The sequence below is a fragment of the Actinomadura sp. GTD37 genome (assembly GCF_041951365.1).
In the GTDB taxonomy this organism is placed as follows: Bacteria; Actinomycetota; Actinomycetes; order Streptosporangiales; family Streptosporangiaceae; genus Spirillospora.
Genome location: NZ_JBGNUS010000005.1, coordinates 381,514 through 401,172 on the forward strand (window position 1 = coordinate 381,514; position 19,659 = coordinate 401,172).

Genomic DNA, 19,659 nt, shown 5'->3' on the forward strand with positions numbered 1-19,659 from the left:
CTTGACCGCCGGGGCTCTTCGGCGCCGTCTCACCCCGGGCACCCGCCACCCCGCCCGCAGCACATGCGCCGCGGTCATTTCGGCGGCGGTGCGCGCGAGCTCGGGGAGCACGCTGGTGTAGGTGTCGGCGGTCAGGACGATGCTGGAGTGCCCGTCTCGATCATGAGCGACAGCGGCGTCCCTCTTGAGACGATCGCCGATCTCGTGGGCCACGCCGGGACGGCGGTGACCGAGAAGGTGTACGGGCATCAGCTTCGGCCGGTCATCACCCGAGGCGCCGAGACCATGAACGCGGTCTTCGGCCAGGGCCGTCCCGCGGAGTCCGAGTAAGTCTGGGAGTGGTGGCCCCCCGTTTGGCTCCCCGAGGACCTTCAACGTCGAAAAGGTCCCGGAGTGTGATCTCCGAGACCTTCGCTGACCTGCATGAGCGGGGTGGGCCTTGTCCGGTACTACTCCAACCGGACAGGCATCCTATTGATCTTGAACACTCCGCCCCAATCCTAAGGAAGAGCCTGCAAGATCCGGTCGGGGCTGGCTTCAGCGTTCAGAATCAACCCAACCCGGACGCTAGACCGACTCGGGTTCGTGTTTGCGACCGGCTCACCGAAGGAGACATCATCCAGTTGATCAGGCGCTACAGGGACGGGGGCGAGCCAGCCGCGAGGTTGGCGGCGGAGTACGGCATCAGTCGCGGCAGCGTCAAGCGCATCTTGCGCGAACGGAGCGCTCGCCGCTGTGATCGACGTTGAAGCCGGACCCGGTAGCCCTGTCCCGAGGTGGTCAAGCCAGACCACACGTGATTCGAGCGACAGTAATGTCCTGATTGCGTATAATGACCGCTATGAGTACCAAGCGTGTCAGTCCGGCCATTCTTCATCCGCTCAAAGAAGCACTAACTCTTGCCTATTGGTACAAGAGCGATCTTCGCGCATTCCTTACCTCGTGCCTTGGTCGTGGTGAGCTCGTCGCGCAATTGGATTGGACAAACTATAAGCGCCCGATCGTTGCGCAGCTGGTGGACAGCTTGGCCGCGAACCAACATCGCTATTTCGATGAGCTGCTAACTCTTATCCTGGCAACAGCAGACATCACTGATCCTCGGCATCTCAAGAGGCTGGACGACGGAGAAAGTAAGTACCGAAATGCCGTGGAGGCACTCGACACCCTGAGGAGCCAGGTCGAGCCATACCGCCGCCTGCGCAGCGAGGAGCAGGAAGCGGAACGGAGACGTGAGGCTACCCGCATCGAGGCCGAGATGCAGCGAGCGATGAGCGAGAAACTTGAAGAACTTAAGAAGCTCTTCCATGAGATCGTCGCTATGCCACCGCAGCCACGCGGCTATGCGCTGGAAAAGTTTCTCAACGGCCTATTTGCGCTCTACGATATTGATGCGAAGGCCCCCTTCCGTATCGTCGGCGAACAGATCGACGGGGCATTCACCTTCGAAGGAGAGTTCCTCTTGGAGGCGAAATGGAAGGACGAGAGAACGCCGGTAGCCGACCTAGATTCGTTCGGAGGCAAGGTTAGCCGAAAACTCGACAATACCTTGGGCCTGTTTATTTCTATGAACGGCTTTCAGGATAGCGCTATTGAGGTTCACTCGCGCGGTCGACCAACGATGATCCTGATGGATGGGGCCGACTTGAACGCCGTCATGGATGGACGCATCGAATTGCCTGAGTTGTTACGCCGCAAGCGGCAACACGCAGCGCGTACTGGGGAGGTATTCATCGGGGCATACCGACTGCTCGACTAATGCGGGCTGTCAACTGACGAGGAAGCTAATACCGGGTTGGTCAGGAACCGGCTTGCCTGTCGACCTCGTAGGTTTGGCCACCAGTCCCAACACTCTTCTTGCCGCGCCGGTAGGCTCGTTTTGAGACAAGCGGAGCAGATTTGTGGACCTCTTGAAGCCGGGCAATCAGTTGGCTGAGCGCCTGCCGGGCTTCATCATATTCAAACTTGTGCAGGTCAATCTCGCAGAATACGCGGGCATCCTGCTGGACGGCTAGGTAAGCGTTGGCGGACGTGTGAGCCTCATCGGTCCGGCGGGACAAGTTCAGCAGTGTCAACACGGCGCTGAGGCTGGCCGCAGTCAACGCCGCCAGTGCCGCCCAGATGCGGCCAACCGCCGTCATAAGAGCTACCGCACCCGCTACCGCCGCGAGACCGGTGGCGGGCACGCCAATAATGTAGTTTAGCCCGCGCCAGATCTTGGCCTGTTCAAACTGGTTTTGCGCGCTGTATTTAGCCGACTCCTCGACTCGTCGGCCTTCAGCCAGGAGGCGCTTGTTGTCGGCTTCATCCATACGCTGGGAACCCACCGTTAAATACCTTGTCCCAGTACTCGAAGGCCTTCTCGATCTTATCTTCGCCTTCATAGTGGCGGGCCCAGGCGGACCGGTTCCGGGCTGTGGTGAGCTTGGACAAGGCGTCCTGGCGGTAGGTCTCGGTGCTCGCAGCGGCGACATAGCCCGAAATACCCTTGGGGTCTACCATCTGCGCAAGCTCACAGTCAACGAGATTCTTGAGCATGGCGTGGACATCATAGGCATAGTGGACAGAAGTATCTTCTGATATCCACTTGGTGACGCGAAGCTCAAGGTAGAAGGACGAGATGGGAATGTTGTTGTAGTACTTAATCGCCTTCATGAGCCGGATGAGCGGCTTGACCTTCTTACTCAGGTCGTCGTTGACTTCGGTGACGTAGGAGTTGTGGACCTTGGGGCTGGACCTCATCCAGCCGCCGCTGCCGTTGGGGATCTTGTAGATGTTAAAGCCGTCAGAGCTTTGCCCCGTGTAGTAGGCCGGGACTACCTCAAGCTTTTCGGAGGCATCGGTGCCGAAGGCGCAGACTACGGCGGGGCTCCGGACGAAGATGTTCGTACTGGAGAAGCGCTGTTGCAGGACTTCCTTGACGACGACCAGCATGCGGTCGGAGCTATCGCGTTGGTTTTGAGACGGGATGCCGGCAAAGAAGTCCACGTCGCTGCGGCTTCTCACGTCGGTGCCGTTACTGGAAGAGCCGGTCCCAAAGAAGTTGGTCACGGCCAGCGCGCTGTTGAGTTTGGCCTTCACGGTGTTGCGGTGAGTCGACAGCGCGTCTTTTTGGGCGGTGGTCGGGATGAGCCAGGATGTGAGGGTAGTGAACCCACCATTGATCGTCGTTGCCACTTTCGACCCTTTAAGTAAATGGTGGGAGCCCGACAGGTTGGCATGCAGCTTAGCGCCTCCGTGGCCGACCAGCCTACGTAAGCCAAGCCAGCGAGCCGAGGGAAATAAAGGCCAAACCGAGGTATTCCGGTACGAGGCGTATAGAACCGGACTACAGCCCGAACTGCTCTTCCTGCACACTCTCAACGAAGCTCCGCCACTCGGCCGGCACGAACGTCAGCACCGGTCCGTCCGGGTCCTTGGAGTCCCGTACGGCTACGACGCCCGGCAGGTTGTCGGCGACCTCAACGCAGCCGCCTTCGCCGCCGTTGCTGTGAGTGCTCTTGTGCCACCGGGCGCGGGACAGGTCTACGAGGTGCCTCTGGTGTGTCATCCCGCACCTCCTTCTCTCCATGTGCTACAGGCTTGCGCCCATCTCGTCGGCGATGCGGCGGATGAGCTCCACGGAAGCGCTCTTGCCGAGCGCTTCCGCCCGAAGATGGTCAAAGACCACTGTATAACGGCGGATTTCGTCCTCGCGCTCCAGGAACAGGGCGCCGGTGAGGTGCTCCACGTACACCACGGTTGGGTCCTTGGGGTCGGGGAACCCGAGGATGCGGAAGCCGGTGATGGGATTGACGTGCGCGGCCGTGGCGAACGGCAGGATCTGGATGGTGATGTTGGCGCGCTCGGCGAGCTGGGCCAAGTGTTCAAGCTGGGTGCGCATGACCTGGGGACTTCCGACGCGGACCCGCAGGGCGGTCTCCGAGATGGCGAACCATAGCTCCGGCGGGTTGTCGCGCCCGAGGATGGTCTGTCGCTCCATGCGCACAGCCACTTGGCGATCAATCTCCTCGGGCGTGCCCGGTACCGGGGCGACCTGGAGGACGGCGCGAGCGTAGTCCTCGGTCTGGAGCAGGCCGGGGATGTAGAGCGGTTGGAAGTCGCGGAAGGTGACGGCTTCGGCTTCAAAGCCCACGTAGGCGGAGAACCACTCGGGCAGGTTCATGCCGTAGGTGTGCCACCAGCCCTTCTTGCGGGCGTCGCGGGCCAGCTGCACGAGGGCATCCGCGGCCGGCCCGGTGACGCCGTAAACCTCCAGGAGCTCGTGGACGTCGCCGGGCTTGGCCGAAATCTTGCCGGTCTCGATGCGGCTGATGCGAGTACCGGAGTAGCCCAGGCGATCGCCGACCTGTTCACAGGTCAAGCCCACCTCTTCGCGCAGGCGGCGCAGCTCGATGCCGAGACGCTTGCGTTTGACGGTGGGGTTCGGAGTACCGGCCATTGCCTCGCCTTTCTGGGTGGGCATTCCTGCCCAATTCGGTCATTCTCCAAAAGATCTTGGAATGATACGTGGACGTATCTTGCATGGATCATCGGTCGGGGTCATTCTGGGGACCGTACCGCGACGCATCATACGCCTACGCATCGCACGGCGGTGGTTTGTTCGGTGACACAACGCAACGCCGTACCAGGTCAAACCAGAAGGCGGCTGATCTCCCCGCATGCGCAAGCCAGCCAACACGTGGCGGTCCGACGGTTTCGCAACCGTTGGACTGGCCGAGCGCGCGGCCAGTGATGGGCAGAGGGGAGCTTCGTCAGTCGCACCCCAGACGCAGGACCGGCGCCGTGGTGAGGCTTCGCCGCCCACCCCCAGGGGCGCGCGCCTCCACGAGCCGGGAGCTCCGGCGCCGGTCCTGCCTCCAACCACCACACCGAGGTTCGAGCATGGTCATGTCAGTCTTCTCGCCACCTAGCGCACAGCAGTCCTTTGAGACGGCGCTGGTTAAGGACTCGTCGTCCGTACCGCTGGCCCGGCGGTTTCTCCGGGAGTGGTACCGCCATTGGGGGCTGCCGGAGGGAGTCATAGAGACCGGGGAACTGGTGGCCAGTGAACTCGTCACGAACGGCCTTCGGATGAAAGGTGCCGGGGTGCGGGTGCGCTTCCGCTCATCGCTGCCGGTGGCCTACATCGAGGTCTGGGACGCCAACCCCAACCCGCCCGTGCCGCAGGTTCCCAGTCTCGACGCGCTCGGCGGACGGGGCCTCATGCTGGTGGCGGCATGCGCCTCGCGGTGGGGTTACTACCCATCGGACGGCGGCAAGGTGGTGTGGGCCGAACTGGCGGTGCGTCCGGCGGAAGGGGCCGTGGGTGCTCACGCCTCACGGTGAGCCGTCGCAAGGGCGTCCACCTCCCGAAGTCGCCCTTATGCCGATCCTTGGCCCGGCCGGGCAGTTGCGGCTTGAAGCCCTCGCCGCCAATTCGAGCATGCTGGGCTGCTTATCCCGCGCCCAACTCCAGGAGCATGACCGCATGATGCGGCTGATTGCTTGCCGGGAGATCGCCCGGCTTCAGGATGCGAGGCCTGGGGTCAGCCTGGCCGTCAACGTCTTGCCGGAGTGCTTGCATCACAAGGGGTTTGCCGCGAGCCATCCGATGTGCTCTACCGGCTTTATGAGGCCTACCGCGACCAAGCGCAAGTTCACGTCGTCAAGCAGGGCGGAGACGAAACAGCTCCAGACATCACTAGGGCCGAACTCCCGAAGGGGTCCGGCCCTAGTGATCTTGATTCCTTGATCGTCCGACTTGGCCGCGATCTTGGTCGCGGTGCAAGTAAGACGGTCATGGTGGGCGATACTGGGTTCGAACCAGTGGCCTCTTCGGTGTGAACGAAGCGCTCTCCCACTGAGCTAATCGCCCGGGTGTTCTGACGTCGGAAACTCTAGCGTATGTCGGGGGGTGGTCGCGCGTCCGTTGCGGTCAGGCGGCCGACGGGTGGCGGTGTCGCCAGACGAGGTAGACGGCCGTGCAGACCAGGGCCCAGACGGCCAGGGTGACGAAGGGCTGGGCGTGCTGGTGGTCGCGGAAGTAGATGGCGGTGTGCTGGGCCTCCACGGAGGCGCCGGGCGGGAGCCAGCGGCCGACGAGGCCGAGGGGGGACGGGAGGAGCGGCCAGGAGACGGCGCCGCCGGAGGACGGGTTGCCGATCACGACCATGAGGCCCCAGGTGGGGATCATGGCCCAGCGGCCGATGAGGGCGTTGAACATCGTGAAGACGATGCCGGTGGTGAACATGGTGAGCGAGGAGATGGCCCAGGACTCCGCGAAGGGGAGGTCGAGGACGCCCAGCAGGGGGTCGACGACGGAGCAGATGGTGAAGCCGCCGAGGACGGCGTAGGCGGCGGTGAAGACGATCCGCTCGACGGGGTTCAGTCCTTTCGCGTGCACGTTGAGGTGGATTGCGCCGACGAAGCCGATGATGACGGCGGCCAGCGAGATGTAGAAGATCGCGAGGCCCTGCGGGTCGGTGGGCTGCAGGGGCCTGATGTCGCGGACGGTGACGGGGACTCCGGCCGACCGGCCGGCGGCCGGGGCCGCGGCGGCGAGGAGGCGGGCCACGGAGGCGCCGGACGCGGGGCTGGTGTCGAAGGTCGCCCGGCCTCCGCCGAGGGTGATGATCGCGAAGACGCGCTGCTCGTCGATGGCGTCGTCGGCCTTGGCGTAGGTCGGGTAGTGGCGGACGCGGAGGGAGGAGTCCAGGTGCTCGTCCAGGGCCTGGACGAAGGCGGCGGAGTCGCCCTGGCCGGTCATGGCGACGGGGAGGTAGCGCGGGGCCGGGTTGGCCATGGCGAAGCAGTAGGAGCCGGCGAACAGGCCCGCGGCGGTGGAGAGGATCAGCAGCAGGACGACGGCCGGGAGGTACGGGGAGGCGCGGATATCGGCCACCCGTTCACTTATGCGGTTCACATGGTAACGCTATGTGAGCGGGTGGATCAGGTCCAGAAGGTGGGGTCTTCGATGTCCCAGGGCAGCGTGAGGCCGTAGAAGACCAGGTAGGCGGCCACGGCGGCGGCCAGGACGACGGCGGCCAGGGTGCCGAGGACGGCGTTGCGGCGGCGTTTGCGGGGGTCGAAGGCCTTCTCCTTGGCGCGGTCCGCGGCGCTCTTGGCGCGGTGGAGGGCGCGCTGGGCCCAGGCGAACTCCGTGGCGAGGATCGCGAGGCCGACGACGATGCCGACGAGGCCGGGGCCCGGGGTGACCATCATGATCAGTCCGCCGATGAGGACGGTCGCGCCGACGGCGAAGACGGCGGCGCGCCAGGCGGTGTTCAGCAGCGGGTTGCGCCGTACCCGGTCGCGGAAGCGGTGGAACGGTCCGGGTTCCTCCGGGGACGGGGCGACCTTTTCCTCATTCATTGCCACGGATTTACCTTAAGCCAGGCGACGATGGTGCGGGGACCCCGAGGAGTGCGCGGTACGTCCCGCATTGTGGGCGCCGGGGCGTCCACAAGATCCGCTTTTGCGCAGGTCAGACGCAGGTTTTGCCATCGTGAGATGGATCACAAAGGCCGGGGACGCCGGAATGTTCGGCCGAGATCAGGCAGTTAGGCGTCATAGATCGCGGGGATGTCCGTGAGTGGGAGAACCACCCCACCGGAGCACCCCGCGAGCCAGCGGGACCGACGTAAGAGGGAATGGCCATGAACAGCAGTACCACCGTCTCAGCACAGCTGGGCCTTCGTCTCGTCGTCCCCGACCGCACGACCGTCCCCCTGCTCGCCGGGCTCGAGTACGCGGCCGACGATCCGTACGCGATCCGGATGGCCTTCTACGTGGGCGACGACGAACCGGTGGAGTGGATCTTCGCTCGGGAGCTCCTCACGGTCGGCATCGTGCGCAGGGTCGGGGACGGGGACGTCGAGGTCTGGCCCGCCGACGACGACGGCTCGCTCAACATCGCGCTGTCGTCCCCGTTCGGGGACGCGCTGTTCGAGGTGCCGCTGTCGCCGCTGGCCGACTTCCTGCACCGGACCTACCAGGCGGTCCCCGCCGGGGAGGAGACCGAGTTCATCGACATCGACGCGGAGCTGGAGAACCTGCTCTGGCCGTCCTAGCCGGAGAGACGGGCTATGTGGCGCATCTTGTTCGTCGCGTCCAGCGCGGCCACCTTGTAGGACTCGGCGAGCGTCGGGTAGTTGAACACGGCGTTGACCAGGTAGTCGACGGTGCCGCCGCAGCCCATGACCGTCTGGCCGATGTGGACGAGCTCCGTGGCCCCGGTGCCGAACACGTGGACGCCGAGGAGCCGCCGGTCGTCCGGCGAGACGAGCAGTTTCAGCATTCCGTAGGAGTCCCCGATGATCTGGCCGCGGGCCAGCTCGCGGTAGCGGGAGACGCCCACCTCGAACGGAACCTTGGCCTCGGTCAGGGCGTCCTCGGTGCGGCCCACGAAGCTGATCTCGGGAATCGTGTAGATGCCGATGGGCTGCGTCTCGTGGATCTCCGAGACGGGCTCGCCGCACGCGTGGTGGGCGGCGAGGCGGCCCTGCTCCATGGAGGTGGCGGCGAGTGACGGGAAGCCGATCACGTCCCCGACCGCGTAGATGTGCGGGACCTCGGTGCGGTAGTCGTCGTCGACCTTGATCCGGCCGCGGGAGTCGGCGGCGAGGCCGGCGGCGTCCAGGCAGAGGTCGCCGGTCATGCCGTGCCGCCCGGCCGAGTACATGACGGTGTCGGCGGGGATGCGCTTGCCGCTCTCCAGGACGGTGATCGCCCCGTCCGGCATCCGCTCGACGGACGCGACCGACTCCCGGAACCGGAACGTCACGGCGAGGTCGCGCAGGTGGTACTTCAGCGCCTCGACGATCTCCAGGTCGCAGAAGTCGAGCATGCGCTCGCGGCGTTCGACGACGGTGACCTTGGTGCCGAGCGCGGCGAACATCGAGGCGTACTCGATGCCGATGACCCCGGCGCCGACGACGACCATGGTCTCCGGGATGCGGTCCATGTTGATGATGCCGTCGGAGTCGATGATCGTCCGGTCGTCGAAGTCGACGGTGCCGGGACGGGCCGGGCGCGTGCCGGTCGCGATCACGATCCGGTCGGCGGTGACCTTCTGCTCGCGGTCGCCGGCGCCGGCGATGCCGATCGTGTTGGGCTCCAGGAACCGTCCCATGCCCGCCATCACGGTGACGTGGTTGCGGGCGAGCTGGCTGCGGATGACGTCGGTCTCCCGGCCGATGACGTGCTGGGTGCGTATCCCGAGGTCGGCGACGGTGATGTCGTCCTTGACCCGGTAGCTCTGCCCGTACAGCTCGCGCTGGTTGAGGCCGGTCAGGTACAGCACCGCCTCGCGCATCGTCTTGGACGGGATCGTCCCGGTGTTGATGCAGACACCGCCGATCATGTCGCGGCGGTCGACGATGCCGACCTTGCGGCCGAGCTTGGCGGCGGCGATGGCCGCGCGCTGCCCGCCGGGCCCGGATCCGAGCACGAGGAGATCGAAGTCGTTCACGCCCCCCAGTCTGACGGCACGCCCGCGTGCCGATAAAGGCTTTCGCCGGACGGATCATGATCCGTCCGGTTCAGGACGCCGGCAGGCCCTCGATCAGGGCGTCCAGGCCCGCCTTGACGCGGTCGAGCGGCATGCCGCGGGTGCGGCGCTGGTAGAGGAAGAGGTTGGCGGCCAGCGGGGCGAGGAGCGCGTCGGCGAGGTAGGCGGTGTCGGCGCCGGGGCGGATCCGGCCGAGGAGCATGGCCAGGTGCAGGTGGTAGAGCGCGTACGAGCCGTCCCGGAAGCGGGCGCCCGGCGGGTCGGACTCGGCGGCGAGCAGCAGTTCGGCCTGCGCCTCGGTGCGGTCGGCGAGGGCGTGCAGGAACGCGCGGAGGCGCTCGCGCGGGGACGCGCCGGGGCCGAGGGGCGGCGGGCCGTGGATGAACGCGTCCTGGAAGTCGCGCTCGCGGTCGTCGATCACCGCGTAGACGAGCCGGGCGCGGTCGCCGAACCGCCGGTAGACGGTGCCGACGCCGACGCCGGCGGCGCGGGCCACCTCGTCCATGGAGACCGCCGCGGGCCCCCGGGCGGCGATCACCTCGGCGGCGGCGCGCAGGATGCGGCGGCGGTTGCGGGCGGCGTCCGCGCGTTCGGCGGGCGGGCGGCCCGCGACCGGCAGTTCCCGCATGCGCGCCTCCGTCCCGGGGATCACGTTCCGGCAGGCTACCGGAGCGGGCTGCACATCCGGGTTGTATCCGGAAGGTTCTCCGGTTAACGTCAAGCGGAGAATTTTCCGGTTAAGGGGGGTGCGTCGTGGCCTGGGTCTTCCTGCTGATCGCGTCGCTGATGGAGCTGGTGTGGGCGACGGCGCTCAAGGAGTCGGACGGCCTCGCGAAACCGTGGCCGACCGCCATCGGCCTCACGGTCGCGCTGCTCAGCGTCGTCGTCCTGTCGCTGTCGCTGCGGACCCTGCCGGTCGGCACCGCCTACGCGGTCTTCACCGGCCTCGGCGCGGTCGGCGTGGCGCTGGTCGGCATGGTCGCGTTCGGCGAGAGCGCGTCGCCGGCCCGGGTGGCGTTCCTCGCGCTCATCGTCATCGGCGTGGTCGGCCTGCAGTTCGCGGAGAATTCTTAGTCCCGGCGGAGATCGGGCAGAGTGAGGGCATGGCACGGGAGATGCTGGGCATCGACATCGGCGGTTCGGGGATCAAGGGGGCGCCGGTCGACCTGTCCGGCGGCGCGTTCGCGCGGGAGCGGTTCCGGATCGACACGCCGCGCCCCGCCAAGCCCAAGGCGGTCGCGAAGGTCATCGCCGAGATCGTGGACCATTTCGGCTGGGACGGGCCGGTCGGCGTCACCTACCCCGGCGTGGTGATCGACGGCGTGGCGATGTCGGCGGCGAACGTGTCCAGGCACTGGCTCGGGGTGGACGCCGCGGCCCTGTTCGCGGACGTGACCGGCCGGCCGGTCACGCTGCTCAACGACGCGGACGCGGCCGGGATCGCGGAGATGCGGCTCGGGGCCGGACGCGACCGGCCCGGCACCGTCGTCCTGCTCACGCTGGGGACGGGCATCGGCAGCGCGCTGTTCACCGACGGCGTCCTCGTCCCGAACACCGAGTTCGGGCACATCCAGATCGGCGGGAAGGACGCCGAGCTGCGCGCGTCCGCGAAGGCGCGCACCGAGCACGACCTCGGCTGGGCGAAGTGGGCGCGGCGGCTCAGCGAGTACATGGCGCACCTGGAGGCGCTGATCTCCCCGTCGCTGATCATCGTGGGCGGCGGGGTGAGCCGGAAGTCCGAGCACTTCCTGCCGCTGATCGAGGGCGTGCGGGCGGAGATCGTCCCGGCGCGGCTGGTGAACAACGCGGGCATCGTGGGCGCGGCCATGGCGGCGGCCGCCGCGCATCCGGCGGAGACCGCCCGGCCGGCGGCGCCCGAGGTCCGCGCGTCCGGGGCGACCGGCGGGCAGCAGCGCGAGCCCGGCACCGCCGAGGCCGCCCGCTGACCCAGGCCGCCCGCCGGCCGCCCCGCCCGTCAGCCTCCGCGGAGCCGGACGGTCGCGATCTCCCAGGGGCGCAGCGCCAGCGCGGCCGTCCCGTCGTGCACGTCGAGCGGGATGCCGGGGCGTCCGCGCAGGTCGACGCGGACGGCCTCGGTGAAGTCCCCGCGCAGGACGGCCGTGGCCGGCTCGGCGCACTGGGCGGCCATCCGGGCCTCGGTCCAGCCGTCGCGGGCGCGGAGCGAGGTCATGACCACGCCGTCCCCGGTGATCGCGAGGCCCTCCCTGGACGGCGGGAGCGGCGCGGACGCGTGCCCGTACCCGGCGGCGGCGAGCAGGTCGTGCCGGTACGCCTCGGCGGCCACGAGCACCTCGGCTCCGGGCCGTTCGCCGTCGTAGGGCATGACGGCCATGTCGGCCGTCCGCTCGCCGCGGCACTGCGCGCCCGGGGTCGGGAGCTGCGGTCCGGCGGGCTGGTCCCGGTAGGCGTTGCGGTCCCGGGACAGGTAGCCGACCGCGCGCAGCAGGGTGAGGGCCATCTCGCGTCCGCCGCCGGTGACCTCGTACTCGGTGACGTGCTCCAGCAGGACGGCGAGGCCGCCCGCCGCGACGAACCCGGACGCGGGAAAGGTCGGCACGGGGCGCTCCCCGAAGCCGCCCTCGGCGGCGAGCCCACGCTCGGTGATCGCGAACTGGCCCTCGGCGAAGGACGAGTCCGCCTGGCGCGGCAGGGAGAGGTGCAGCCGGACCCGGTGGTCGTCGCAGCGGTTGTCGAAGGCGACGCGCAGCCGCAGGAACGGCTCGCCGGCGCGCAGTTCGGCGCGGGTGGTGACGGTCACGTCCTCCTCGGCGGCGGAGCGCGCGCCGGACGGCGCGTCGCCCGAGGCCGGCCACCGGTAGGTCCGGACGATGTCGACCGCGGCGACGAGCGGCCCGTCCGCCACGGGTCGCACGTCCACACTCAGCGGGTCGCCGACGACGCGGTCGCGGGCGGGCGGCGCGTAGTTGTAGGAGTCGCCCAGGTCGCCGCCGTCCACGATGCGCCCGACCCCCTCCACGACCCGGCCGGACGGGGTGCGCAGGCCGAGCGTGCCGTCGGCGTGCACCTCGGCGCGCAGCAGCCCGTTGTCGAGACTGTTCCCCTCCAGCGCCACCGGGCCTTCCGCCGCCCGCGAGGCGGGCGCGGGCCGCACGGCGGCCAGCCCCAGCGGCGGCATGTCGACGAGCGCGGCGACCGTGCGGCGCGGGTCGGCCAGAATGCGGACGCGCCACTCGCCCTCCGCGTCCCGCAGCGCCTCCCGCACGTCGCCGATGTCGAACGGGACGCCGGCGCGGGCCGTCACGCGGAAGGTGAGCGTGCGCTCCTCCCGGGAGACCGACCAGTCGCGGATCTCCTGCCCGAACAGCACGCGCCCGTACACGCGCTCCAGCAGGACGGGCAGCTCGGACGCGGGATGGACGGCGTCGTCCAGCACGGTCGGCGCGATGTCGAGCGTCTGCACGGGCACCGGCCGCCCCTCCCCCGTGACCAGCCCCGGCTCCCCCTCGCACGGGACGTCGAGCGTGACCAGGCCCGTGCGCGGGACGGGGGACGGGTTGAACACCAGGTGCGAGCCGAGCGGCACGGACGCGGCCAGCTCGGCGGTGACGAGGTCGCAGACGGCGCGTCCCAGCTGCTCCGCCTCGGCCATGTGCGCCGCGACCTGCTCGGCGGTCTCGTCGCAGCCGCAGCCGGTCACCGAGTCGTGGCAGCTCGCCTCGATGAGCCGGCGCCACGCCAGGTCGAGGAACCGCTGCGCGTCGCCCGTGTACCAGAGCGCCGTCAGCGGCTCGGCGTACCGCTCGACGCGCCGCTCGGCGCGTCCCATCAGCTGCTTGAGCCGGACGCGGGCGGAGATCACCCCGGGCAGGATGTTGGCGCGGGCGTGCGACCGCAGCTCGCCGCGCACGCGCGGCAGCCCGTCGACGGACGGCGCCCGCTCCGCGAAGTAGCCGGCGAGGGTGTCCAGCCGCATGCCGGGCCCGGCGGCGGCGATCCGGTCGGCGAGGTCGGCGGCGGGCGCGGTGTGGTCGGCGCCGTACATGGCGAGCAGCGGGCCGCCGCGCGGGTACCAGCGGCCCATCGCCTCGGCGAACCCGGCGGCGCGGCCGGGCAGCGGCGACGCGCCGTCCTCGAACTCGCCGAACTCCTCGAACTCCTCGAACATCGACGCGGCGTTGCCGTAGCCGCCCTCGGGGAGGTACTGGGTGCGGACGGCCGTCCCGTCCGGCGCCTCCCAGGCGAACGCGGCGGCCCGCACCCGGTCCGGGACGCCGCGCCACACGCAGGCGTGCTCGATCCCCGCCAGCTTCAGGATCTGCGGCGTCTGCGCGCAGTGCCCGAACTGGTCGGGCAGGTAGCCGACCATCATCGCGGCGCCCAGCTCCTCCGCGCGCCGCGTCCCGAGCTCCAGGTTCCGGACGATGTTCTCCCCCGAGCACAGGAACTCGTCGTGGAGGATCTGCCAGGGCCCGACGGCGAGCCGTCCCTCCCGGACGAGCGCGGCCAGCCGGTCGCGCCGCTCGGGACGGATCTCCAGGTAGTCGTCGACGGCCGCCATCTGCCCGTCCAGCGTGAAGTGCCAGCGCGGGTCGGCCTCCATCCGGTCGATGACGCCGTCGAGCAGCGACACCAGCCGCAGCCGGAAGCGCTGGAACGGCAGGTACCACTCGCGGTCCCAGTGGGTGTGGGGGACGACGACGATCTCCGAGCCCGCTACCCGCACAGTGCGATCACCTCGTTCTCGTGGGTTTCCAGTCGGTGCGTTCCCAGGCGGTCCGCCGGTATCCGGACGCGGTCGCCGCGGACGGCCGCGCGGCTCCCGTCCGGCCGGACCAGCACGGTCCCGGCGGCGCCGAGCGCGATCAGCCCGTCCTCGACGCGGAGCAGGACGGGGGCGTCCCGCCCGGCGGACACGGCCGTCCGCCCGGCCAGCAGGCCGCCGAGCACGTCCCCGTCCTCGGCGAGGACCCAGGTGACGGGCTCGCCGAGGGACTTGTGCTGGGCCGGGTCGTGGAAGTCGCTGCCCCCGAGCGGGACGACGCCGCCGGGGCGCCACACGTCCGCCCAGGCGAGCGGCGCGCCCCAGCGCCGGTCCCACCAGGACGAATGCCAGATCTCGGCGAACGCCGGACGGGCGCCGGCGGGCAGCGGGCGGCGCCAGGCGCAGTCGCCGCTCAGCGGATGGTTGATCGACATGAGCCCGCCGCGCGCGGCGGCGAACGCGGCCCAGTCGGCGCTCGGCCGCCGGAAGTCGACCCAGCCGGTGTCACCGAGCACGTTCGCGTGCCCGAGGTCGGTGGTGACCTCCTGGCCGGGCAGCAGCAGGACGCCGGCGCGCGCCCCGGCGGCGGCCAGTCCGGGGTGGTGGCTGACGGTGTTGTGGTCGGTCACCGCGAGGTAGTCCAGGCCCTGGGACGCGGCGAGGCACGCCAGTTCGTGGACGGTGAGCGCCCCGTCGCTGTGGACGGTGTGGGAGTGCAGGTCACCGGCGAGCCAACGCATCCCTGCCGGGGCGGGCAGTTCCCGGCGTGGTGGACGTTCCGGCCGTGGAGGCAGGGTCTCGTCCGGTCGGGGCGGGGTCGACGTCGATGTGGTCACCGTGACCTCGTACGGGACACCGTCCGGCGGTATCCGGTGGAGCCCGAGCCAGACGTGCCATGTGCCCGGTTCAAGTTCCCCTGGCAGGTACCCGGGGGTCGCCCAGTCGGCGCTCACCGTGTACTGGCCGCGCGCCCCGCCCGACCAGCCGCGGAACCCGTCTGCTCCATGGCAGCCCAGGTCGATGACGCCTCCCTCGTAGGAGAGCTCGACCATGACCGACGCCGTACCCGGCGGGACGTCGAAGGGCAGTTCGCGGAGCCCCTGCTCCAAGCGGTCCTCCAGGCTCCACCGCCCCCGGTGCGCCGTCATCCGCGCCCTCCGTCCTCGGCCTCGGCCTGCGGGGCCGTCGGCCGGCCGTCCTCCGTCACCAGTTCCCCGTCGCGGTACAGCAGGACGCGTCCGGGACGCGGCAGGGCCCAGCCCCGGTCCCCCGGCTCGGGTTCCCGGCCCTCGCCCACCACGACGTGCAGCGGCTCCCCCGCGACGTCGAGCGTCACCAGCGAGCTCCCGCCGAGATGCTCGACCACGGAGACCCGGCCGCCGAACGCCCCGTCCAGCGGGCCGTCGCCGTAGTCCAGGTACTCCGGTCGTACCCCGCACACGACCGGCTCCCCGTCCGCGACGCGCAGTCCGCCGGGAACCGGCAGGACGGCGCCGGCCACCGCGACGGCGCCGTCCCGGACGCGTCCGGGCAGGAGGTTCATGGGCGTGGAGCCGATGAACGACGCGACGAACAGGTTGGCGGGGCGCCGGAACACCTCCACGGGCGTCCCGAGCTGCCTGATCCGCCCGTTCTCCATGACGGCGATCCGGTCGGCGAGCGCGAGCGCCTCCGCCTGGTCGTGCGTGACGAACACGGTGGTGACGGCGAGTTCCTTCTGCAGCCGCTTCAGGAACGTGCGGGCCTCCAGGCGGAGCCGGGCGTCGAGGTTGGACAGCGGCTCGTCCAGCAGGAAGATCCGCGGCTCGGCGACCAGCGCGCGGGCCAGCGCGACCCGCTGCTGCTGACCGCCCGACAGCTCCCCCGGACGCCGCCGCTCCAGGCCGTCCAGGCCCAGGTAGCTCCCGGCCTCCGCGGCGCGCCCGTGCCGGGACGCGCGGCTCCGCTTCTTGATCCGCAGCGGGTAGGCGATGTTGTCCAGGACGGTCATGTGCGGGAAGAGCGCGTAGTCCTGGAACACCATGCCGACGCCGCGGCGCCCCGGCGGCAGCCGCGTCACGTCGGTGTCGCCGAGGCGGACCGTCCCGCCCGTCGCCGTCTCCAGGCCCGCGACGGTGCGCAGCAGCGTCGTCTTCCCGCAGCCGGACGGGCCGAGCAGCGCGAAGAACTCGCCGTCCGCGACGTCGACGTCGAGCGCGTCCAGGGCCCGCACGCCGCCCGGATAGACCTTCGTCAGCTCCCGAATGGTGATGGCCGCCATCAGCGCTTGATCCCTCCGTGGAAGCGGAAGCCGTACCGGCGGCTCACGAACAGGTACATGACGACGACCGGCAGGGAGTACAGCAGCGAGAACGTGGAGATCAGGGGCAGGTCGGGCTGGCCGCCCTCGGTGTAGAACGTGTACATGATCACCGAGGCGGGGGCCTTGTCCGGGTCGCGGAGCAGCAGGAACGGCATCAGGAAGTCGCCCCAGACCTGCGCGACCGTCCACACCGCGACCGTGGCGAGGCCGGGCCGGATCACCGGGACGACCACGTGCCGCAGGATCTGCGGCGGCGACGCGCCGAACACGCGCGCGGCCTCCTCGTAGGACGTGGGCGTCGCGTCGGTGAAGTCCTTCAGCAGGAAGATCGCCGCCGGCAGCAGCCCGCCGGTCAGCACCAGGACCACCCCGAGCCGCGAGTCGATCAGGTGCAGGTTGAACGCCAGCAGGAAGACCGGCACCATCGCCGCCGTCCCGGTGATGATGGACGACAGCAGGAGCAGGACGTACAGCAGCGCGTCCCGTCCGGGCACCCGGACGCGGCTCAGCGCGTACGCCGCCAGCGCCGCCGACGTGACGACGAGCGCGGCCGTCCCCGCGGCGAGCAGAGCCGAGTTGCGCAGCGACGCCAGCGCGTACGGGTTGTCCAGCAGGATCTCGAAGTTGCGCAGCGTGAACTCCGGCAGGGACGCCGCGATGCCCGGATTCGCGTCGAACGGCGCGAACGCCAGCCAGAGCAGCGGCAGCGCGAAGAAGCCGAGGACGGCCGAGACGAACACGGCCAGGCCGAGCCTGCGCAGCACCTCGCGGACGGTCTCGTTCACGCGGCCGCCTCCTTCCGGGCCCGCAGGGCGCGCAGGTACACCAGGGCGATCACCAGGTTGATCAGGATCATGAGCAGCGAGACGGCGGCGCCGAAGCCGAGCCGGCCGTCGCCGAGCGCCGTCCGGTACACGTAGACCGACATGATCTCCGAGCGTCCGTCCGGGCCGCCCGCCGTGATCAGGAACGGCGTGAAGTCGTTGAACGTCCACAGGCTGATCAGCAGCAGGCTGGTCAGGACGTGGCCGCGGATGCGCGGGAACACCGCGTCCCGCAGCGTCTGCCGGGTCGAGGCGCCGGCGAGCCGGGCCGTCTCCAGGTGCGACGGTGGAACGTTCCCGAGCGCGGCTCCGTAGAGCATCATCGAGAACGCCGTGCCGCGCCAGACGTTGAACACGATGACGCAGGCCATCGGATGGTCGAGCAGCCAGGCCGTGCCGGGGGTGCCGAGCAGCGCGTTGAGGGTGCCGCCGTCGCGGTCGAGCAGCGCGATCCACAGGAACGCGATGACCGACGACGGCAGGATCCACGCGAGCAGGACCAGGCCCTCGACCAGGCGCCGCACCGGCCCGGAGCGGTCGCGCATCACCCACGCGATCGCGAACCCGAGGACGGTCTGCCCGATCACCGCCGACCCGGCGACGAACTGCAGCGTCAGCCACAGCGACCGGTGGAAGTCCCCGTCGCCGAGCACGTCCCGGTAGTTGTCCGCGCCGACGAACCGCGGCTCGCTCGCCGCGACGCCGGTGAGGCGGTAGTCGGTCGTGCCCAGGTAGAGCGTCCAGAGCGCGGGGAACACGAGGAACACCGCGACCAGCACCAGCGCCGGCGCGACGAACGCGGCCGCGCGGCCCCGCCCGAGCCCGGCCGCGTCCTCCCCGAAGGACGCGGCCGCGGCGTCAGCGCGGGGTGACGTTGGCGGCGCCACCGACGGCCCCTTCGAGCGCCTTGGTGTATTCAGCGGCGGCCCGCTGCGGCGTCCTGCCCGACACCACGGCGGCGGTGGCCTCCTGCAAGGCCGTCGACACCTGCGGATACACCGCGAGGCCGGGACGGTACGACGTGACGGGCAGGACCTTCTCCGACACGAACGCCAGGAACGGGTCGCCCGCGAGGATCTCCTCGTTCACGTCGGTCCGGGACGTGATCTCGGGCGTGCCCGCCGTCCGGGCCTTGATCATTTCCGGGGAGTTCATGAAGGCCAGCAGCTCGAACGCCTGCTGCGGGTACTCGGTGTTCGGGTTGAGGACGGTCACCGAGCCGCCCGACATGCTCACGAAGTCCTGCCCGCGGACGCCCCTGCCCGGCGACACGGCCGGGATCAGCGCGTACCCGACGTCCTGGTCGCGGGTCCTCATCTTCGCGACGCCCGTCTTCGGATTGATGACGTCCCGCCAGAAGTAGTCGCCCTCGGCCAGGATGCCGATCTTTCCGGCGGCGAACTCCTCGAACGACTTGTCGCGTCCCTTCGCCTCCTGCTGGAGCTTCGGGTCGCCCAGGCCCTCGCCGCCGTAGATCTGCGCGTACAGGCCGAGGACCTGCTGGACGGCGGGGCCGCCGCCCGTCCACTTGCCGTCCGCGTAGATCTCGGCGCCGGCACCGGCCAGCATCGGCAGGAAGCCCTGCATCGAGGTCGCCTCGCCCATCGCGGTGCCCGCGTTCAGCTGGATCGGCGTCACGCCGGGGAGCTTCTTCAGCGCGCGCGCCGCCGTGAGGACGTCCTGCCACGACCTGGGCTGCCACGCGGCCGGGAGACCCGCCTGCGCGAACAGCTTCTTGTTGAAGAACAGGAGGCGGCCGTCCGTCGCGGGCGGGACTCCGTAGCGCCTGTCCTCGAACATGGCCAGCTTCTGGACCGACCCCGGGATCTTCGCCCAGCCGTCCCACGCGTCCGCCGGCGCGCCCACCACGTCCCGCAGCGGCCTGATGTAGCCGGCCTGGGCGAACTCGCCCACCCAGATGCCGTCGACGTCCATGATGTCGGCGCCCGACCGGGACTTCAGGTCGAGCGCGAGCTTCGTCTTGTACGCCTCGTCGTCCACGCCCTGGCCCCGGAACGACACCTTCGCGGTGACGCCCTTCGCCTTCTGCGCCGCGACGAACCGCGGGATCACCGTCCTGGTGATCCACTCGGCCTCTTCGGTGTTCTTGCCGCCCTCGATGGCGTTGCGGGTGATCGTCAGGGAGAAGTTCTTGGCGTCCTTGCCCCGGTCGGGATCCGTCGGGGATCCGCCGCCGCCGCACCCGGCGAGCACCGCGCCCGCCATGACGAGCGCGGCCGCCGCGCCGATCCGCCTTCTGGAGAAGTCCACGGTGACCTCCTACAAGCGTCACCAACAACGT

21 protein-coding genes and 1 tRNA gene are annotated in these 19,659 nt (G+C 69.6%); 7 read left to right on the plus strand and 15 right to left on the minus strand.

Translation table 11 applies throughout. The annotated features are described in order from the left end of the window. The first annotated feature begins 147 nt into the window (after positions 1-147). The 3 genes from ACA511_RS26245 to ACA511_RS26255 all read left to right on the plus strand — a co-directional run bounded on the left by ACA511_RS26245 (position 148) and on the right by ACA511_RS26255 (position 1,756). Positions 148-330 carry a hypothetical protein gene (locus tag ACA511_RS26245; protein WP_375027267.1) on the plus strand — a complete coding sequence of 61 codons (183 nt, stop codon included), beginning with the start codon at positions 148-150 and terminating at the stop codon, positions 328-330. A 65-nt stretch (positions 331-395) separates the two neighbouring features. After that, positions 396-749, plus strand: coding sequence for a helix-turn-helix domain-containing protein (locus tag ACA511_RS26250; protein ID WP_375027268.1), 354 nt, complete (start codon positions 396-398; stop codon positions 747-749). A gap of 92 nt (positions 750-841) precedes the next feature. Then, positions 842-1,756: a restriction endonuclease gene (locus tag ACA511_RS26255; RefSeq protein ID WP_375027269.1), complete on the plus strand. Its 915-nt coding sequence runs from the start codon at positions 842-844 to the stop codon at positions 1,754-1,756. Between the two features lie 40 nt (positions 1,757-1,796). On the opposite strand, the gene ACA511_RS26260 is transcribed toward ACA511_RS26255, so the two are convergent. From ACA511_RS26260 to ACA511_RS26275, 4 genes are all read right to left on the minus strand, one after another. Continuing rightward, positions 1,797-2,309 (minus strand): SLATT domain-containing protein, encoded by a 513-nt coding sequence (locus tag ACA511_RS26260; RefSeq protein ID WP_375027270.1) that lies wholly within the window; start codon positions 2,307-2,309, stop codon positions 1,797-1,799. Then, complete coding sequence (locus ACA511_RS26265) at positions 2,302-3,174, minus strand: hypothetical protein (protein ID WP_375027271.1); 873 nt, start codon at positions 3,172-3,174, stop codon at positions 2,302-2,304. The genes ACA511_RS26260 and ACA511_RS26265 overlap by 8 nt, the downstream gene beginning before the upstream one ends. Before the next feature lie 151 nt (positions 3,175-3,325). Continuing rightward, positions 3,326-3,547 carry a DUF397 domain-containing protein gene (locus ACA511_RS26270; protein ID WP_375027272.1) on the minus strand — a complete coding sequence of 74 codons (222 nt, stop codon included), beginning with the start codon at positions 3,545-3,547 and terminating at the stop codon, positions 3,326-3,328. A 24-nt stretch (positions 3,548-3,571) separates the two neighbouring features. Then, positions 3,572-4,462, minus strand: coding sequence for a helix-turn-helix domain-containing protein (locus ACA511_RS26275; protein ID WP_375027273.1), 891 nt, complete (start codon positions 4,460-4,462; stop codon positions 3,572-3,574). Between the two features lie 419 nt (positions 4,463-4,881). Here ACA511_RS26275 and ACA511_RS26280 point away from each other — a divergent pair, with 419 nt between their 5' ends. Further along, on the plus strand, positions 4,882-5,325 hold the full coding sequence (locus ACA511_RS26280; protein ID WP_375027274.1) for an ATP-binding protein: 444 nt from the start codon (positions 4,882-4,884) through the stop codon (positions 5,323-5,325). 454 nt (positions 5,326-5,779) lie between these two features. Here ACA511_RS26280 and ACA511_RS26285 read toward each other — a convergent pair. The 3 genes from ACA511_RS26285 to ACA511_RS26295 all read right to left on the minus strand — a co-directional run bounded on the left by ACA511_RS26285 (position 5,780) and on the right by ACA511_RS26295 (position 7,350). Beyond that, positions 5,780-5,854 (minus strand) — tRNA-Val (locus ACA511_RS26285). A 60-nt stretch (positions 5,855-5,914) separates the two neighbouring features. Continuing rightward, positions 5,915-6,901, minus strand: coding sequence for an ABC transporter permease (locus ACA511_RS26290; RefSeq protein WP_375027275.1), 987 nt, complete (start codon positions 6,899-6,901; stop codon positions 5,915-5,917). A gap of 26 nt (positions 6,902-6,927) precedes the next feature. Then, positions 6,928-7,350, minus strand: a complete 423-nt coding sequence (locus tag ACA511_RS26295) for a TIGR02611 family protein (RefSeq protein ID WP_375027495.1) — start codon at positions 7,348-7,350, stop codon at positions 6,928-6,930. A 284-nt stretch (positions 7,351-7,634) separates the two neighbouring features. Between ACA511_RS26295 and ACA511_RS26300 the strand changes: the two genes are divergently transcribed. Continuing rightward, complete coding sequence (locus tag ACA511_RS26300) at positions 7,635-8,048, plus strand: SsgA family sporulation/cell division regulator (protein ID WP_067640416.1); 414 nt, start codon at positions 7,635-7,637, stop codon at positions 8,046-8,048. Here ACA511_RS26300 and sthA read toward each other — a convergent pair. Together sthA and ACA511_RS26310 are read right to left on the minus strand one after the other, a co-directional pair. Further along, positions 8,045-9,448, minus strand: a complete 1,404-nt coding sequence (gene sthA, locus ACA511_RS26305) for a Si-specific NAD(P)(+) transhydrogenase (protein ID WP_375027276.1) — start codon at positions 9,446-9,448, stop codon at positions 8,045-8,047. The genes ACA511_RS26300 and sthA overlap by 4 nt on opposite strands. A gap of 70 nt (positions 9,449-9,518) precedes the next feature. Further along, entirely contained in the window at positions 9,519-10,139 is a 621-nt protein-coding gene (locus ACA511_RS26310; protein WP_375027277.1) for a TetR/AcrR family transcriptional regulator, read from the minus strand. A gap of 101 nt (positions 10,140-10,240) precedes the next feature. Here ACA511_RS26310 and ACA511_RS26315 point away from each other — a divergent pair, with 101 nt between their 5' ends. Both ACA511_RS26315 and ppgK read left to right on the plus strand, forming a co-directional pair. Then, on the plus strand, positions 10,241-10,561 hold the full coding sequence (locus ACA511_RS26315; protein WP_375027278.1) for a DMT family transporter: 321 nt from the start codon (positions 10,241-10,243) through the stop codon (positions 10,559-10,561). A 29-nt stretch (positions 10,562-10,590) separates the two neighbouring features. After that, entirely contained in the window at positions 10,591-11,433 is an 843-nt protein-coding gene (gene ppgK, locus ACA511_RS26320) for a polyphosphate--glucose phosphotransferase (RefSeq protein ID WP_375027279.1), read from the plus strand. 29 nt (positions 11,434-11,462) lie between these two features. Here the strand turns inward: ppgK and ACA511_RS26325 are convergent, their stop codons facing one another. From ACA511_RS26325 to ACA511_RS26350, 6 genes are read right to left on the minus strand one after another with little or no spacing between them, the layout of a single operon-like run. Next, the gene (locus tag ACA511_RS26325) at positions 11,463-14,192 is read right to left on the minus strand and encodes an alpha-mannosidase (protein WP_375027280.1); all 2,730 of its coding nucleotides are present in this window, start codon (positions 14,190-14,192) and stop codon (positions 11,463-11,465) included. Then, positions 14,183-15,379, minus strand: a complete 1,197-nt coding sequence (locus ACA511_RS26330; protein WP_375027281.1) for a CehA/McbA family metallohydrolase — start codon at positions 15,377-15,379, stop codon at positions 14,183-14,185. The genes ACA511_RS26325 and ACA511_RS26330 overlap by 10 nt, the downstream gene beginning before the upstream one ends. Next, positions 15,376-16,491, minus strand: coding sequence for an ABC transporter ATP-binding protein (locus ACA511_RS26335; RefSeq protein WP_375027282.1), 1,116 nt, complete (start codon positions 16,489-16,491; stop codon positions 15,376-15,378). The genes ACA511_RS26330 and ACA511_RS26335 overlap by 4 nt, the downstream gene beginning before the upstream one ends. After that, positions 16,491-17,318: a carbohydrate ABC transporter permease gene (locus ACA511_RS26340; protein WP_375027283.1), complete on the minus strand. Its 828-nt coding sequence runs from the start codon at positions 17,316-17,318 to the stop codon at positions 16,491-16,493. The genes ACA511_RS26335 and ACA511_RS26340 overlap by 1 nt, the downstream gene beginning before the upstream one ends. Next, positions 17,315-18,244 (minus strand): carbohydrate ABC transporter permease, encoded by a 930-nt coding sequence (locus ACA511_RS26345; protein WP_375027284.1) that lies wholly within the window; start codon positions 18,242-18,244, stop codon positions 17,315-17,317. Before ACA511_RS26345 ends, ACA511_RS26340 begins: the two co-directional genes overlap by 4 nt. Continuing rightward, positions 18,216-19,628 carry an extracellular solute-binding protein gene (locus ACA511_RS26350; RefSeq protein WP_375027285.1) on the minus strand — a complete coding sequence of 471 codons (1,413 nt, stop codon included), beginning with the start codon at positions 19,626-19,628 and terminating at the stop codon, positions 18,216-18,218. Before ACA511_RS26350 ends, ACA511_RS26345 begins: the two co-directional genes overlap by 29 nt. Positions 19,629-19,659 lie beyond the last annotated feature (31 nt).